Annotated in this window: 18 protein-coding genes; 9 read left to right on the top strand and 9 right to left on the bottom strand. The window is 68.3% G+C overall.

Translation table 11 applies throughout. From position 1 onward, the window contains the following. Positions 1–36: 36 nt before the first annotated feature. Complete coding sequence (locus VFZ92_RS02500; protein WP_330874012.1) at positions 37–2,022, top strand: amino acid transporter; 1,986 nt, start codon at positions 37–39, stop codon at positions 2,020–2,022. Between the two features lie 782 nt (positions 2,023–2,804). Here VFZ92_RS02500 and VFZ92_RS02495 read toward each other — a convergent pair. Continuing rightward, complete coding sequence (locus VFZ92_RS02495) at positions 2,805–3,275, bottom strand: fumarylacetoacetate hydrolase family protein (protein WP_330874011.1); 471 nt, start codon at positions 3,273–3,275, stop codon at positions 2,805–2,807. Between the two features lie 9 nt (positions 3,276–3,284). Further along, positions 3,285–3,416 carry a hypothetical protein gene (locus VFZ92_RS02490; RefSeq protein WP_330874010.1) on the bottom strand — a complete coding sequence of 44 codons (132 nt, stop codon included), beginning with the start codon at positions 3,414–3,416 and terminating at the stop codon, positions 3,285–3,287. 493 nt (positions 3,417–3,909) lie between these two features. Here VFZ92_RS02490 and VFZ92_RS02485 point away from each other — a divergent pair, with 493 nt between their 5' ends. Continuing rightward, complete coding sequence (locus tag VFZ92_RS02485; protein WP_330874009.1) at positions 3,910–4,329, top strand: hypothetical protein; 420 nt, start codon at positions 3,910–3,912, stop codon at positions 4,327–4,329. Between the two features lie 37 nt (positions 4,330–4,366). On the opposite strand, the gene VFZ92_RS02480 is transcribed toward VFZ92_RS02485, so the two are convergent. The 6 genes from VFZ92_RS02480 to VFZ92_RS02455 all read right to left on the bottom strand — a co-directional run bounded on the left by VFZ92_RS02480 (position 4,367) and on the right by VFZ92_RS02455 (position 8,648). Continuing rightward, the gene (locus VFZ92_RS02480) at positions 4,367–4,696 is read right to left on the bottom strand and encodes a hypothetical protein (protein WP_330874008.1); all 330 of its coding nucleotides are present in this window, start codon (positions 4,694–4,696) and stop codon (positions 4,367–4,369) included. A gap of 483 nt (positions 4,697–5,179) precedes the next feature. Continuing rightward, positions 5,180–6,019 (bottom strand): alpha/beta hydrolase, encoded by an 840-nt coding sequence (locus VFZ92_RS02475; protein ID WP_330874007.1) that lies wholly within the window; start codon positions 6,017–6,019, stop codon positions 5,180–5,182. 409 nt (positions 6,020–6,428) lie between these two features. Further along, on the bottom strand, positions 6,429–6,755 hold the full coding sequence (locus VFZ92_RS02470) for a DUF1048 domain-containing protein (RefSeq protein WP_330874006.1): 327 nt from the start codon (positions 6,753–6,755) through the stop codon (positions 6,429–6,431). 1 nt (position 6,756) lies between these two features. Further along, positions 6,757–7,113 (bottom strand): DUF1048 domain-containing protein, encoded by a 357-nt coding sequence (locus tag VFZ92_RS02465; protein ID WP_330874005.1) that lies wholly within the window; start codon positions 7,111–7,113, stop codon positions 6,757–6,759. Next, complete coding sequence (locus VFZ92_RS02460) at positions 7,110–7,436, bottom strand: PadR family transcriptional regulator (protein ID WP_330874004.1); 327 nt, start codon at positions 7,434–7,436, stop codon at positions 7,110–7,112. The genes VFZ92_RS02465 and VFZ92_RS02460 overlap by 4 nt, the downstream gene beginning before the upstream one ends. 753 nt (positions 7,437–8,189) lie before the next feature. After that, a complete protein-coding gene (locus tag VFZ92_RS02455) occupies positions 8,190–8,648 on the bottom strand; it encodes a GbsR/MarR family transcriptional regulator (protein WP_330874003.1) in 459 nt (152 codons plus the stop codon). A gap of 46 nt (positions 8,649–8,694) precedes the next feature. On the opposite strand from VFZ92_RS02455, the gene VFZ92_RS02450 reads away from it, so the two are divergent. The 4 genes from VFZ92_RS02450 (at position 8,695) to VFZ92_RS02435 (ending at position 13,067) form a co-directional block, all read left to right on the top strand. After that, positions 8,695–9,633, top strand: a complete 939-nt coding sequence (locus VFZ92_RS02450) for an ABC transporter ATP-binding protein (RefSeq protein ID WP_330874002.1) — start codon at positions 8,695–8,697, stop codon at positions 9,631–9,633. Then, positions 9,620–10,411, top strand: coding sequence for an ABC transporter permease subunit (locus VFZ92_RS02445; protein WP_330874001.1), 792 nt, complete (start codon positions 9,620–9,622; stop codon positions 10,409–10,411). The genes VFZ92_RS02450 and VFZ92_RS02445 overlap by 14 nt, the downstream gene beginning before the upstream one ends. A 41-nt stretch (positions 10,412–10,452) precedes the next feature. Continuing rightward, positions 10,453–11,736 (top strand): glycosyltransferase, encoded by a 1,284-nt coding sequence (locus VFZ92_RS02440; RefSeq protein WP_330874000.1) that lies wholly within the window; start codon positions 10,453–10,455, stop codon positions 11,734–11,736. A gap of 590 nt (positions 11,737–12,326) precedes the next feature. Beyond that, positions 12,327–13,067 carry an alpha/beta hydrolase gene (locus tag VFZ92_RS02435; protein WP_330873999.1) on the top strand — a complete coding sequence of 247 codons (741 nt, stop codon included), beginning with the start codon at positions 12,327–12,329 and terminating at the stop codon, positions 13,065–13,067. Positions 13,068–13,083: 16 nt separating this feature from the next. On the opposite strand, the gene VFZ92_RS02430 is transcribed toward VFZ92_RS02435, so the two are convergent. Then, positions 13,084–13,743, bottom strand: a complete 660-nt coding sequence (locus tag VFZ92_RS02430) for a DUF998 domain-containing protein (RefSeq protein ID WP_330873998.1) — start codon at positions 13,741–13,743, stop codon at positions 13,084–13,086. Positions 13,744–13,895: 152 nt separating this feature from the next. On the opposite strand from VFZ92_RS02430, the gene VFZ92_RS02425 reads away from it, so the two are divergent. Genes VFZ92_RS02425 through VFZ92_RS02415 form a run of 3 tightly spaced genes read left to right on the top strand, consistent with a single transcriptional unit; the run spans position 13,896 to position 16,062 of the window. Beyond that, complete coding sequence (locus tag VFZ92_RS02425) at positions 13,896–14,357, top strand: transcriptional regulator (protein WP_330873997.1); 462 nt, start codon at positions 13,896–13,898, stop codon at positions 14,355–14,357. Continuing rightward, on the top strand, positions 14,354–15,499 hold the full coding sequence (locus VFZ92_RS02420) for an FAD-dependent monooxygenase (protein ID WP_330873996.1): 1,146 nt from the start codon (positions 14,354–14,356) through the stop codon (positions 15,497–15,499). Before VFZ92_RS02425 ends, VFZ92_RS02420 begins: the two co-directional genes overlap by 4 nt. Beyond that, on the top strand, positions 15,466–16,062 hold the full coding sequence (locus tag VFZ92_RS02415) for a glycosyltransferase (RefSeq protein ID WP_330873995.1): 597 nt from the start codon (positions 15,466–15,468) through the stop codon (positions 16,060–16,062). Before VFZ92_RS02420 ends, VFZ92_RS02415 begins: the two co-directional genes overlap by 34 nt. Positions 16,063–16,077: the final 15 nt, after the last annotated feature.

Here is a 16,077-nt window from a genome sequence, read left to right as displayed (position 1 = left end):
GCGTTCGGCACGGTGATTACCGACTGGAGATGTGGCATGACCGATACACCTGAGTTCGCGGTGCCGGCACGGGTGGACAGCCCGGTGCGGCGTGCGGCGCCGTCGAGCGGACTCGGCCGGTGGTTGTTGCAGCACCGGGTGCAACCCGTGGTGGGGCCGGAGAGCAGTGACGAGCACACCACGCCCCAGTCATGGTGGAAGGTCATGTGCTTGACCGGGGTGGACTACTTCTCCACCCTGTCCTACCTGCCCGGTATCGCCGCGCTGGCAGCCGGGGCGCTCTCGCCGCTGGCTACGTTGCTGATCGTCGCGTTGACTCTGTTCGGCATGCTGCCGATGTACCGGCGGGTCGCCAGGGAAAGCCCGCACGGACAGGGTTCGGTGGCGATACTGGAGAACCTGCTGCCCTTCTGGCGGGGCAAGGTGTTCGTGCTGGTGCTACTGGGGTTCGTGGCCACCTCCTGGATCATCACCATCACCCTGTCCTCGGCCGATGCCACCGTGCACGCCGTGGAGAACCCGCACGCTCCCGCTTTCCTGCACGGGCACGAAGTGCTCGTCACCGTCGTGCTGCTGCTGATCCTCGGCGCGGTGTTCCTGCTCGGGTTCAGCGAGGCCGTCGGTGTGGCCATCCCGTTGGTGGCGGTGTTCCTGGTGCTCAACGCCGTGGTCGTCGTGGCCGGTGTCATGCAGGTGCTGGCCGAACCGGTCGCGTTGGATCGGTGGGTCGAGGCGTTGACCACCGGCGGCGGTGGGCTCACCGGAGTGATCGGTCCGGCGATCCTGGCCTTCCCGCTGCTGGTGCTGGGACTCTCGGGATTCGAGACCGGGGTGAGCATGATGCCCCTGGTCGCCGCGGACGGTTCCACCGCGGAGCAACGGTTGGACAACCGCGTCCGCAACACCCGCAAGCTGCTCACCGCCGCCGCGGTGATCATGTCGGTCTACCTGATCGCGACCAGCTTCGTGTCCACCGTGCTGATCCCCGCCGAGCAGTTCCAGCCCGGCGGCGAAGCCAACGGCCGTGCCCTGGCGTTCCTGGCCCACGAACTGCTTGGCGAGTGGGTCGGTACCGCCTATGACATCAGCAGCATCCTGATCCTGTGGTTCGCGGGCGCCTCGGCGATGGCCGGGTTGATTAACATTGTTCCGCGGTACCTGCCCTCGTACGGCATGGCGCCGGAGTGGTCGCGCGCCGTGCGGCCGGTCGTGCTGGTCTACACCGCGATCTGCATCGCGGTCACGATCGTCTTCAACGCCGACGTCAACGCCCAAGCCGGCGCCTATGCCACCGGCATCCTGGCGATGATGGTCTCCGCGTCGGTCGCCGTGGCCATCTCCGCCGCTCGCCGCCGTCAGCGCAAGGCGACTATCGCGTTCACCGTGCTGACCCTGATCCTGCTCTACGCGTTGGTCGAGAACGTGATCGAGAAGCCCGACGGCATCACCATCTCGTTCTTCTTCATCCTCGGCATCATCGCCATCTCACTGGTGTCACGCGTCTCCCGGACCACCGAGCTGCGGGTGGAGCACATCGAGTTCGACGACGACGCCCGCCGGTTCATCACCGACTCCATCGCCTGCGACGGCAACCTGACCATCATCGCCAACCGTCGCCAAGCCGGCGATGCCGAGGAGTACCGCGCCAAGGAGACCGAACAACGCGGCATGAACCCGGTCCCAGGCACGGCCGACGTGCTGTTCCTCGAGATCGACGTGATCGACCCCTCCGGATTCAGCGAAGCCCTACACGTTCGAGGGGTGCAGGTCGACGGATATCGCGTCCTGCGCGCGAGCAGTCCGGCGGCGCCCAACGCCATCGCGGCGATCCTGCTGGCGTTGCGCGATGCCACCGGGGTACGCCCGCACTGCCACTTCGAGTGGAGCGAAGGCAACCCTCTGGGGCACCTGCTGCGCTACCTGCTGCTCGGCCGCGGTGATACCGCGCCGGTCGTGCGGGAGATCATCCGCACCAGCGAACCCGACCCGGACCGACGGCCGGGCATCCACGTCGGCGGCTGAACCCGCAGTCTGACCCCGAACGGTCCGAGAGGATCACGAGAACTCGACTCGCACTGCGGGAGTGGGTACCGCCGCGGCGGCCTGATGTTGCCGTCCTTCGATCTGGGCGGCATCCGGTTGTCTCGGCTACCGCCCGGACTTGTCTCCTTGCAGACACATGAAGGAGCACTCTCATGGTCGCGCACACGTCTGCAGACTGCTCGACGCAAACGGAGGGCAGGAGCGGAGTGACGGCCGCGATTTCCGGTTGCGCCCCAACGCCTGACCATCCCGAGGTACGGAGGTTGCGATGGGGGTGATTTCCCTGTCCGGCTTGGTGTTGCACCGGATGTTCAAACGAAACCGGTGTCTGTAGCGATCACGTCGGTCGAAGGCTGGTTCATCGGGGTCGAGGGATCGACGCCACGGGTTCGTGATCGCCGGTGAGCACGAAAGCGTTGCCGGGGACTGCTCCGGTTCATCGTGCCTGGCTACGTGCTGGAAGACCCGTCGTTGGCGAGGGGGTACGACGAGCGCGGCGGCGCGGAGGCCTGTGTGAGCAAGCTCGACGGGCGCACGGTCAAGGAGTTGCTGCCGCCCAGGGAGAATCGCTACGAGCTGCCCAGGGTGTCCGGGGAGCCACCGTCATCGAGTGCGCCGCCACCATGACGCGGCTGCGCACCCCTTTGCTGCTGGTGAGCGACAAGGACACGATCCACGCGTCGTCACCGCCTCGCACCTGCTGGAGGTCATCCTGGCGGCGGGGGAGCTCACCGCTTGAGCCTGAGCCACCTGTGGTTGCGCTACTTCGTGCTGGCCTGCAACATCGCGCTCACCGTGCCCAGCCCGGAGATATGGGCCATGACCAGGTCACCCTCGCTCACCGGCGCTGCCGGGCCCAGGGCACCGGTGAGCACGACCTGGCCTTTCACCAGCGGTGCGGTCGTCGACTTCGCGTATCGCCGCAGTGCTTCCACCGGATCACCCAGGCACTCCGGGCCCGAGCGCTGGGCCACGACCTCGCCTCCCCGCGTCATGACCATCCACGCAACGGCAGGGGCGAAGGCGTCCAGCGGAATCCGGGCGAAGCCCAAGACGAGCAGTTCACCGGACGCGTCGCCATCGACGCGCGAGCCGTCGGACACCACCAGCGCGGGTGAGACGTGAGCGACGGCCACAGCAAGATCGGGATCCGCGGCGTCCTCAGCCAGGACGACGGCGATCTCCACGGTGATCATCGGCCCTGTTGTCGGGATCGGTTGTTCTTCGGCCACCGGGCGCTCCTAGTCGAGTAGGTGGTCGTCGGATTCGCGTGCGTCCGGTGCGCCGACCGGCCAGGACTGCACCGCACGCAGCCCCAGCGCCACCAGGAGGAAGACACCGATCAACACGAGCGCGCAAGTCAAGTCGTCCACGGGCTCAGCCTGATCCCTTCCTGCCCAGCGGACACCGTTTCGCACGAACTCTTGACGTGGAAGCCGAATACGTTGACGCCATGGTGACGACGACCGCCGAGGCGCGTCCAACGGGCCGATGTGGAAGCGTAAGCGGCACACCACGGAATCGGTGCGCCGCCGCAGCGCGCGCGAGTACAGCGCCGCGCTGGTTCCGCAGCACTCGTTGCCACACGTGTTCGGGCTCGACCTCGGCGATGAGCACGAACACCCGCTGCTTCGGCACACCCACGGTGTAGGCCGGCAACTCGCGGAAACGTCGACGTCAACGCGGCCACGCCTGCCGCCGCCGCCACGTTCAGCACGTGGTGGTTGTGACGCACACACACCATCGCGTGGCGGTAGAGATCAGGGACGCGTCAATATTCGCGCCCCCGGTGTGCGGAACGTGGCAAGGCACCTTCCACCGCGGGCGTGCACGGACTGCACTGGACACATACGCACGTCACCCCCGATGCCCGGTGGCTTCGGATTCCCCCTCGGTGCGGTCCTCGGCGTCACCGCCACCGCACTCGCCGTCACCGTCGGCGCGACCGGCCAGCCGATTCTCTCGGTGCTAGCGCTCGTCGCGGTCGTCGACCTCATCGCCCTGCTGTCCTCCGTCGGCGCGACCCTGGCCACCGCTGTCGTCTGCTGGTGCCTGCACGCCGGATTCGTGCTCGGCAGACACGGTGAACTGGCGTTCACCCCGCAGTCGCGCGGCGACGCCGCCGTACTCCTGCTGTGCGCCCTGACAGGGCTCGCCCTGGCCTCCACCATCAGGGCCACCCGTGCCACTGTGCCCGAGGAGGAGTACGACCGGAACGTCCTGTCCATTCCCGTGCAGCGAACATCGACCGCGGGCAGGCTCGTCGGCAACGTGCCGTCGGCGTGACGACGATTCACAGCCGGTGGGTCACCCGTGGGTCAGTTCATTGAGTTGCTCGCGGGCAGCGGTGTGGCCCTGGGGCGGCAAGGCGGCGCAACTCCTCCAGGTCTTCCAACTCGGTCGCGAGTTCGACCAGTTGGTCGGTGGCGGTGGAGTTTCCTTTGTCGGACAGTCGCCGCAACTCGTTGCGATCGCCTCGCTCACCGGCGAGTTGGACGCGTTCGTCGGCAGCGGTCGCGTTGCCCTGGTCGGCCAGTCGTCGCAGCTCATCCATGTCACCGAGTTCACCCGCGAGCTGGATGAGCTCGTCGACCGCGTCCTTGTCGCCGTTGCCGGCGCGTTCCCGCAACGCGGACATGTCGCAGTCGGTCATGATGAAACCTTCCCAGCGGGTCGGAGCGGCGGGCGAAACCCATGCTAGAAGGTCCGCGTGACGCCTGCTGTCTCATGAGGACGGTCGTTGGACAACGTGCTCACTCGCGACACCATCCAATCCAGCGCCTCGGCGAGGAGTTCCTCACGTAGTTGCACGGTGTCGTCGCGAACATCGTCAGCGGAAGTCGTATCGAGCACGTCTCGCATTCAATGGCGTCCGAGTGGTCGCAGGCGTCGATGACGCGAGCGGCCGGGCACCGCAGGGCCGCGGAGTCCGGGTTCAAGCCGTCGCTGCCGCCGTGACCCGCATGATCCAACCCGAACTGTGGGCTACCCCCTGTTCCGACCGTTCAGCGACGTCGACACCGCGATCAGCACGAGCCCGACCATGTCCTCGGGGCGCGATGCGGCGTAGAACACCCTGAGGACATGGTCGGTCGGCGCACCGAACCGACTGGGCCCTGTCGGCTGCACATCACCGTCACGTGGACCTGCGGGCCGCCTGACCGCAGGTGGAGGCCAGCTCACGTACGGCCTGGGCGACCGCGGGGGAGTCGTTGCGCAGGATCTTGCTGTGGTTGCTCGCGACCTTCGCGCTCACCTTGAGGTTCGGGTTGCCGGCGAGCAGCGGTTCGAGCACGGTCCGCCCCTGGTCCATTTCCCCTCCCTGGGTCCCGAGGCTGTCACCTGTTGCCAGGACGAACCGCACGGGGCAGGTCATACGGTCGAGGACCGGCACGCTGGCGGCGGCGATCTCGTTGAGCTCGATGTTGACCTCGGCGTGCTGGTCGGCCGTCATCCGCGCGGCCAATCCCAGCCGGGCGGCGATCGGAAACAACAACCGCATCCGGCGGAACAGCTTCCGGATCCGCTCCTGACCGGCCTTTCCGGTCAGGCCGATCGGAAAGGCGTCCACGGTCACCACCCCCAGGACGCGGTCCGGATTCCGGTCGGCCCAGTGCCAGGCCAGGATGCCCCCATAGGACCAGCCCACCACCAGCGGCCGGTCCACACCCCTCGCCGTGAGGACGGCGTCCAGGTCCCGGATGCACGCCTCGAACGAATAGTCCGCCGAGCGCTTGGACTTGCCGCGGGCACGCTCGTCGTAGGTGATGTGCCGGTAGTCGCTGCCGAGGTCGGCAACGACCCGCCGCCAGTGCGTCTGGTCGGCATAGGCGCCGTTGAGGTAGACCACCGGGCGTCCGCGGCCGCCGGTGTCGCGCACGTACAGCGCGGTGTCGTCGACCGACACCATGCCGGTCCAGGCTGAAGGTGTGATGGCCATGATTTCCTTTCTTCCTGTCACCGTCGAGGTGCGCACCCGTGCATCTCGACAGGCTTCTCGGACTTTCCGGGTCGGTAGGCAGTCTCCTGGTCTATAACGTCCAGCACGGTCTTGTCTCGGCCTGTTTGGCGCAGCCCGGCGGCCACGAACGCTGAACTGATCGCGGCAGCCTTGATCGCCCACCATTCGAAGGCAGGACCGCCACCGTGCTGACGAAACGGAGTCGCTGGGCAACGTGACCATGATCCGCAATGAAATACGAGATGCGGACTCGATTTCGCACTGGTATCGAACGAACGATCAAGGGTTAACGCGAAGTGTTCAGCGCGGTGGAAAATTCCAGCCTGGTGGCGGGATGTGCGCTTCTCGGCGGCGGCTCTACACAGACCGGGGCTATGACATCCCGGTGGTCAAGGCACCCGCCGGTGCACTCGGGCAGCAGGAACTACTTCTCGGCCGTGCCAGGTTCCCTGCCGATGGACTCCTGGTAGACGTCCGCGTAGGTGCGCGAATCCTTGAGGAGGTCGTCGCAGAAAGCGGCGACGTCGTCGCCGATGAGCTGCAGGACTCCCTTGCCGGCCGCGACGCCCTCTTCGAAGAAGTCGACGATCCCTGAGAGCAGCGTCCCGTTATACAGGTCGATCGGTCCGACCTTGAAGATGTACCGCTGCATCTCCTGGTAGACGATCCGGTAGTCTGGCGGGAGCGCCTTGACCCGCGCCAGGTGCGCCCGCCACTGCTTCTTGCCCTCGATGATGTCCCGAATGCCCACGTCAGCCCCCTAGTCGGCTCAATTTCCTCGCGACGTTCCTGTTCAACTGCTCGCGCCACCGGTCGCGATAGGTCCGAGCTCCTTCTCCGCCGGCCAGCGCCGCGCAGAAGCCCCGGATGTCATCACCCAGCACCTCGTGGATGCCCAGCCCGTCAGCCGCTGCTTCTTCGAGCAGTCCCAGGGCACCGTCGAGGATCGGCATCAGGTTGCGACCGGTGAAGTCCCCGTAGGGGAAGAGATGACCGATGACCTCTCCCCACGCCGCTCGATAATCGGCAGGCAATACCTCGGCCCTGGCCGCGAAAGCTTTCCACTCCCTGGTGAGATCGCTGCCCGTGATGGTCTCCCAGAAGTTCATCTCCCGCTCCCTTTGAGCTTGTCGATCCGTGAGGTGATGTACTCCCACTTCACCCAGAACGTCGCGAGTTGTTCGCGTCCGGCGTCGTTGAGCGCGTAGAACTTCCGCGGTGGGCCCACCTCGGACGGTCGTTTCGCCACCTGGACGAGCCCGTTCTTCTCCAGTCGAAGCAGGATGGTGTAGACCGTCCCCTCGACGACGTCGGTGAAACCGAGATCGTTCAGCCGACGCGTGATGGCGTACCCGTAGGTCTCGTCGCTGCCGATGATCTCCAGCACGCAGCCCTCCAGCGTGCCCTTCAGCATCTCCGTCAGATCGTCCATCGTGAGCCCTCTTCGATCTCCCGGTACTCGGTGCTACCGGGTACCGCTACAACGTACCACCGAGTACCGGCCTTGCCCAGTGGCGACTGCTCCGGTCGTGCGTGGGGCGGCAGTGGCCCTGGCAAGCGGTGATACAGGGGGCGCCGACCTGCTGCGGAGGTTGGAGGGCCCGTTACCGCGCCGGAAGCCGTGATCGTCGACCAGCTTGGGTGCCGCTGTGAATGGGAGCGTGTCGAACTCGCCCGCCGGGTCGGTGCCCGGCACGACCCGATCCCACGTCTGATCGAGACCGCTTCGCCCGACGCTGTGATCCACATCGATAGTCACGAGCTGGACCCGGTGCCGACCTGCATTACGGGGTGGATGGCTGCTCGTCGACGCCGCGCACGCGATGAGCCCAGGATCGCGGCCAAGGTGTCAGGCGGTCCATCGAAGACGCCGCCGGCCTGTCCGCCACGCTCGTGGGCGAGCCGGCAGTCGGCGCCGCATGACGCCGCTACGACGTCGACCGCCGGGCCACGCGCAATCCACTGCTGCGGCGCTCGCAAAGAGGGTTACCGGGCACCTCGAAGGCTGACCATCGGGCGATGGTCACATGATTCGGATGACGGCCGCGCCCTTGTGTCGCCACGGCATTACTGCCGATGGCAACCCTCCTGACGACGGCAGCCGCGCCCTATCCACCCAATCCACCCTGAACTGGCAACGGCCCGGCGGCACATCACACGGTCGAACGCCTGTGCTGGAGGCGGATCACTTGCCGGTGCTGCGTTCGGCGCGCCAGCGGTCGATGACGGCGGGCAGTTCGTGCATGACGTGGGCGTAGAAGTCGCGCATGGTCGCCAGGCGTCGACCGGCGATGCTGTCTTCACCGGCGGCCTCGATGCCCTTGTCTGCCGCGTCCTGCATCATCTGCACGACCGTGTTCTGGGTGGACATCAACGTGGCCCAGCCCTCGTCGGGGACGCGGAAGTGTTCGCGGCGGCTGCCCGGCGCCGGCACGCGTTCGATCAGGCCGACGCCGATGAGGGACTTGATGGCGGTCGACACCGAACCGGCGCTGATCGCGAGTCGTTCGGAGATATCGCCCGCGGTGACGGTGTCCTGCTCGGCGAACAGGAACGCCGCGAGAACGCGTGCGGTCATCCGTTGCAGACCGCTCTGGGTCAGCATCAGTGCGAGCTGTTCGGCCGCGTCGGCGGTGTCGGACATGCATCTCCCTCGATCGTCTTGACGCGATCCTAACAGTTTTAAGTGTTTGGAAATTTGCGAACACTCAGTACAGTCTAGAAGCGTGGAATCGGTCATCCGGCTCGACCAGCTCACCAAGACCTACAGGCATCGCCGCGGCCTCGCGAGCCTGTCGCTCGACATCGCCCGCGGCGAGGTGTTCGGCTACCTCGGCCCCAACGGCGCGGGAAAGTCGACGACCATCCGGATGCTGGTCGATCTGATCCGCCCGACCAGCGGGACGGTGCGCGTGCTCGGGTTGGACCCGCGGTCGGACGCGGTCGCCGTGCAGCGGCGAATCGGCTACCTGGCGGGTGACTTCGTGGTCGACACCCGGCAGACCGTCGACGACTGCCTGACGTTCCTGGCGAACCTGCACGGCGGTATCTCCCGTGCCCGGATCACCGGACTGGCCGAACGGCTCGATCTCGACCTCGGCGCACGCATCAAGGCGCTGTCGAAGGGCAACCGGCAGAAAGTGGGTCTGGTGCAGGCGTTCATGCATCAGCCGGAACTGCTCATCCTCGACGAACCCACCTCCGGGCTGGACCCGTTGGTGCAGCAGACGTTCCTGCGGTTGGTCGCCGAGGCCAAGGCGGCGGGGCAGACGGTCTTCATGTCCTCGCACATCATGAGCGAGGTCGAACGCGTCGCCGACCGGGTCGGGATCATCCGCGACGGCCGTCTGGTCACCGTGGACAGCGTCGCCGCCCTGCGTCACCGCGCGGTCCGCCGCGTGCGGATCACGTTCGCCACTCCGGTACCCACCGCGGACTTCGACGCGCTGCCGAACGTCACGGACCTGACCATTGTGGACACGGTTCTGGACTGCCGGGTGCACGGCAGCCCGGACGCGCTGGTCAAGCACGCCGCACGGCACACGATCGTCGACTTGCTCAGCGAGGAACCCGACCTGGAGGAACTGTTCCTCACCTACTACGAAGGACACGACAGTGTTGCTGCGTAACGTGTTCACCAAGACCGTCCGGGACGGCCGACGGGCGCTGAGCGCGTGGGCGCTGGGCACCGCCGCGGTCGCCGCGATGTACGCGAGCTTCTATCCGCAACTGGCCGGTGGTGCGATGACCGACGTCCTGGCCACCTTCCCCCAAGCGCTGCGGGACGCGTTCCGGCTCGACGACATCTCCTCGGCCGCCGGGTACCTGCAGTCCACCACGTTCGGGTTGCTCGTTCCGCTGCTGATCACGATGTACGGGATCGCCACCGGCACCCGTGCCCTCGCGGGTGACGAGGAGGCCGGTCACCTCGACGTGCTGATCACCCACCCGGTCAGCCGCACCCGCCTGCTGGTGCACCGCTTCGCCGCCCTGGCCACCGGCGCGACCGTGATCGCGGGTGTGGTGTTCGCCGTGATGCTCGCCATCCGGTCGGGTGCCCGGCTCGACACCGTGTTGATCGGCGGGTTCGCCGGTCAATGTCTCAACGCAGCCTTACTCGCCATGACGTTCGGCGCGCTGGCCATCGCGCTGGGAGCGGCAGGCGCCGGGCGCGGCCTGGTACTCGGCGTGAGCGCCGGGATCGGCGTGCTGGCCTACGCGGCCAACACTTTCGGCGCCCAGTTGGGCGTCGGGTGGGCCCGCGACCTGTCGCCGTTTCACCACTACCTCGGGGGTGAGCCGTTGAGGAACGGCGTGCAGTGGGTTGACGCGGGGATCCTCGCGGCCATGACCGCGGTCCTGCTCGCCGTGGGTGTGTGGTCCTTCAACCGACGCGACCTGACCTGACCTGACCTGACCTGACCTGACCTGACAAGGGAGACACACCGATGAAGGTCTTGATCATGACGCTCGGGACGCGGGGCGATGTCCAACCGTTCGTCGCACTGGGGCGGGGACTGCTGGCCGCGGGCCACGAGGTGGTGCTCACCGCACCGCACCGGTTCGCCGGCTTCGTCGCTGGGCACGGCGTGCCGTTCGCCGGCGTGGACGACGGCCCGATGCGATTGATGGACGACCCGGCCAACGCGGGCACGGTGATCGAAGGTGGGATACGCGCCCGGCTACGGCAGGCGCGGACCATGCCGTCGATGTTCACCCAGGTGCTGCAGGACTGCTGGACCGTCGCCTCGCAGGGTGCGGGAGCCGGCGCGGATGTGGTGGTGCACAACGGTCAGATCCTCGCCGGGCAGCACGTCGCCGAGGCGCTGGGTGTTCCGGCGGTGCTGGCGCTGCCGATCCCCCTGTACGTGCCGACCAGGCAATTCCCCTGGCCGGGGGTGACCTTTCCGGGGTGGCTGCCCGCGATCGCCCATCGCGCCACCTACCTCGGGATGACCGCCCCGGCCGTGATGTTCGGCCGAGTCGTCGACCGATGGCGCGAACACGCACTCGGCCTACCGCGTCGTCGCGGACGACACGATCCGCTGCGCGGCCCCGACAACGGCCCCACTCCGGTCCTGCACGCCTTCAGCCCCGCCGTGCTGCCCCCGCCGCCGGACTGGCCGGACTCGGTGACCACCACCGGGTACTGGGTCCTTCCAGCGTCGGGCGACGGGCTGCCGGACCGTGTCGAGGATTTCCTGGCTGCCGGTGACCCGCCGGTGTTCGTCGGGTTCGGCTCGATGTCGGGCCGTGACCCGCGGCGCAGCACCGCCGAGGTCCTGGAGGCCGCCCGTCGAACCGGGACACGTCTGGTCATCGGTACCGGATGGGGTGGGCTGTCCGACAGTACGCCAGGGGACGACGTTCTGGTCGTGGACGAGGTCGACTACCAGCGGTTGTTTCCCCGTGTCGCCGCCGTGGTCCACCACGGTGGTGCCGGTACCTCCGGCGCCGCGTTCGCCGCCGGACGTCCGCAAGTGGTGTGCCCGTTCGCCGTCGACCAGCCGTTCTGGGCCCGGCTGGCCCAGCAACGTGGCGTCGCGCCCACACCTGTGCCGCAACGCCACCTCACCGCCTCCAGGCTCGCCACCGCCATCACCACCGTGACCGGAGATCCGGACATGGCGCGAACAGCGGAGCAACTGGGCCGCAGCGTGCGGGCCGAGAACGGGGTATCGGTCGCCGTGGCCGCCCTGGAGCGCATCACGTCGGCATATCAGCCGACCTGATCCGCAACCGTTTCGCGGTTGTCATACGTGCGATGTGGCTGCCCTGACCGTCGTCGGTATCAACGGGTCGACAAGCCCTCGCGGCCATCAGCCTCGGTCCTGCGGGCCGAACGACCGTTCGCAGACCGCACTGTTCTGTGGCCAGGTCAATGCTTCACGATCAGGGTGGTGCAGGCCTGGACGAGCGGATCGAGCTACCGATCTTGATCGGCTTGGTGAGACCGGACGTCTGGACCGCAGGGTCCTTGCTCATCCCTCCGCCGCGGGACGTACCGAACCCGCGGGTCCTCTTCGTTGCTGGTGCCGTCAGCACACGTCGTACCACCGGATACTCGGCGGTCTGCGCTGCGCGGTCGCCCACGACACTCCTCGGGGAGAGATTGGAAACGACTGACGCCGACCTGCGTTGCGTAACCCGCCTTCAATGATCAGGGCTGGACGAACCACGAGCCACCGAACACACTGGCGCGATGCCGACCGTGTACAAGAGCCCACGGGGTGAACGCGCGGTGCGGCGGTGGTGTGCGGAAACCTTGGCACGCGCGTACTTCCCCCTCACCCACACGACCGTGGACACCAGCGTCGGTCGGGTGGAACTCACCTCCGCCGGAACCGGGCCGCCGCGGGTCGTTCTGGTGCCGGGGACCGGCTTCAACGCCGCGGTTGCCCTGCCGTGGCTGAAGGCGCTGTCGGCCCACTGGGCGACCACCGTGGTGGATCTGCCGGGTCAACCCGGCCTCAGCGACCCGCGCAGGCCCCGCCGGGACCGGCTGGCCTGGTACGGCCGAGTGCTGGACGAGATCCTGGCGGCTGTGGATGCCGACGGTGTCGTGCTGGTGGGCAATTCTCTGGGCGCAGCAGTGGTCCTGGCGGCCGACTCGCCCCGGATCGCGGCGCGGGCGCTGGTCTCACCTGCGGGGTTCATCCGACTCGGCGTGGACCCGGCACTGGCTCTGGCATCGGCCGTGTGGCTGGTGCGTCCCACAGCCGAGCACGCCCGCCGGATGCTCCGGCTGTTCGTCGCTCCCGGTGAGGAGCCGCCCGAGACCGAGGTGGAGTGGATGGCCCTCATGGCCACCGCGTGCCGCACGACGCTGGCCCCTCCACCCCTGCCCGTCGCACTGCTGGCCCGTCGCGCCGAGTTGCCGTGCGTGGTCGGGGTGGGGGAGCACGACCGGTTCCTGCCGCCCCGTCGACTGGCACCGGCCGTCCGCCGCACGATGGGCCTCGATCTCCGGGTCTTTCCCGGTGTCGGCCACCTGACCACCTCCGCTCACCTCGACGTGGTGGTGTCCTTGGTGGGCGAGGTTGTCGACCCGTCCGTCACCTGAGTGGCCATGGTGTGGATCATGAGGTGGGTTCGCGCAGCAGTCGGACGGCCAGCGCGATGATCCAGCAGAATCCGGCGAGCAGCGCGGCGTGTTCGAGCAGACCGGCGGGGGCGGGTCGCCAGACGTCCTGGACATCGAGGCGGTACGCAATGCCCGCGGCGACGGCGAAGATGATGATGAGGGTGCCGGAGACGCGGGAGTAGGTCGTCCATCCGCGGCCGGTGTCCACGCGAGGATTCCTGGTGCGGGCGCGAGGCAGGACGAACGCGGCGGCGCTCAGCCCGGCGAACAGGACCAGCCCGACCAGGCCGTGTACCCGACCGCCGACCGTGACCACGGCCGGTAGCTCCGGTGGGTAGCCGAGCGCGGGATCGGTGGGCACCACACCGGCCACGGCCAGCGCTGCTCCGGCCGCCGCCACCAGGAGCGGCCCCCAGGTGGAGCCTGGGCCGTGGCGCAGCGCTTGACGCAGCCCGGCCGCGAAAGCCATCAGCAGCAAACCACCGACGACGAAGGTCAGCACCAGCAGCCAGGCCCTCTCGCCGGTGCCGAGTTGACTGGCGCCGTGGTGCCACAGGCTGTAGCCGGGGCGGGTGGCGCCGTCGGCCCAGATCAGCACGGGCACGAGAACACCGGCTGCGACACCGCAGGCCAGCAGCGGTCTGGTGATGGCCACCGGTAATCCTCCTCGCTCTCCGCGACCGTGGCGGGTCGCGGGCCGACCAGACTTCCCGGCTCACCGATGTCATGCCCCGAGGGCGCCTGCTCGCCACGATACAGGTATTTTAGTACGTGCTGAAAAATCTGTAATTGGGAGGTTGGCTCGACATGGACGACCAGGAGCGGTTGCTGGAGTGGGTGGAGCGGGTGGCCATGTACCTGGCGCGCGATGGCGTGCCGCCGATCGCGGGACGGGTGCTGGGGTGGCTGATGGTCTGCGATGCGCCGGAGCAGACCGCCGCGCAGATCAGTGCCGCCATCGGCGCCAGCCGCGCGTCGCTGACCTCCAACCTGCGGCTGCTGTCGAGCATGGGTTTCCTCACCTGGCGGACCCGGCCCGGTGAGCGCACGGTCTACCACCGCATGGCCGAGGAGGCGTGGTCGGCGGTGGTGCGCCAGCAGATCGCCGGCATCACCTCGTTCCTGGACATCACCCGCGACGGCCTGGACCTGGTCGGCTCGGACGACGACCGCGCGAAGCGCGTCCGCCAGGCGCACGCCACCTTCGAGTGGATGGCCACCGTCTTCGACAACGCACCACCCCTGCACGCCGACGAGGAGACATCGTGACCCGAGAGGCCATCGTGATCGGCGCCGGCATCGGCGGTGCGGCCGCAGCCCTGGCGCTGCGCCACATCGGTTGGCGGGCCACGGTCCTGGAGCGGGCGCCGGTGCTGGGCGAGATCGGCGCGGGAATGTCCCAGGCCCCGAACGCCCTCCGCGCGCTGGACGCGCTCGGTGTCGGCGAGCAGGCCCGATCAGCCGGAGTGCCCACCCACGCCGCGGGCAACCTGCGCACACCCGACGGCCGCTACCTGCAACGCGCCCGGCCCGGCGACGTGACCGCGATGCTCGCCTTCCACCGCGCCGACCTGCACCGGGTGCTGCTGGACGCGCTGCCCGGCAGTTGGGTGCGCACGGGCGCGGAGGTCACCGGACTGCGGCAGGAGGCGGACAGGGCGGCTGTCGGGTTCGGCGACGGCGAGTTGACCGCTGATCTGGTCGTCGCCGCCGACGGCATCCGCAGCACCGTTCGCCGACTGCTGTGGCCGGACGCTCCACCGCCGCGGTTCCTCGGCCGCACCGCCTGGTTGGGCATCGCCGAGGTCACCGACCTGCCCGGCAGCATCACCCTCGGTCCTGGCGGCTACTTCCTCATCCACCCCCTCGGACGTGGCCGCGCGTACTGGGCCTACGTCACGACCGCCAGTCAGCCGAACGTCCGCTCCGACCAGGAGAAGACCGAACTCATCCGCCGCATCGGGACCTGGCACGACCCGATCCCGCGCCTGATCGAGGCAACCCCGACCGAGGCGTTGATCCGCATCGACATCCACGACCTGGACCCGTTGCCCAGCTACGTCACGGGACGGGTGGCACTGCTCGGCGACGCGGCGCACGCGATGAGCCCGGACCGCGGCCAAGGCGCCGGGCAGTCCATCGAGGACGCTGTAGTCCTGGCCACCGCGCTCGCGGGGGAGTCGACCGTCGACGCGGCATTGCGCCGCTACGACGCCGACCGTCGGCCACGCACCCAAACCACCGCTCGCGGCGCCCGCAAAGACGGCCACCGGACCACCTCGCAAGCCGCTCATCGGGCGATGGTCACCATGATCCGGATGACACCCGCGTCCTTGTGGCGCAAAGGAATCGCACCCGATGGCAACCCCACTTGGCGATGGCGGCCACCGCTGCTGCCCGACCGGACTTGACGCAGACCCGATGTTGTGGAAAGGAAGTCGCCGACGGGACGGGATCCCGCTTCACCGTAGGGCGCGGGGCGACTTGTGCTGCGTTCCGACTCGGCTTCGGCAGCATGGCCAGGCGAGGGGCTCAGCGCACCGCGGCGTTCGTGGCCGAAGCGGTCCGGACGTCCGGGGTCCGGGCCGTGGTGGCCACCGGGTGGGGTGGCATCGCACCGGAGGTGGAGTCGGGCGATGTGCTCGTGATCGACCAAGCCCTGCACGACTGGCTGTTCCCCCGCATGAGCGCGATCGTGCACCACGGAGGCAGCGGCGCCACCGGCGCCGCCCTCGCGTCCGGACACCCGCAGGTGGTGTGCCCGTTCGTCGCCGACCAGCCGCACTGGGCCGCCCGCATGCACGCCGTGGACGTCGCACCCGCACCGCTGCGGCAGCAGGACCTCACCGCCGACCGGCTGGCCAGGGTGGTGAACGACGTCGCCCTTCGTGAACGCGCCGAACACCTCGGCGAGCTGATTCGGGCACAGGACGGTGTCACCGTGGCCGTTGACGCCCTCGAGCGCCTGTCCTGAACGCGACGTCCTGCG

Source organism: Umezawaea sp. (assembly GCF_036375055.1).
Taxonomy (GTDB): domain Bacteria; phylum Actinomycetota; class Actinomycetes; order Mycobacteriales; family Pseudonocardiaceae; genus Umezawaea.
This window is presented reverse-complemented; position numbering and strand designations above follow the sequence as displayed.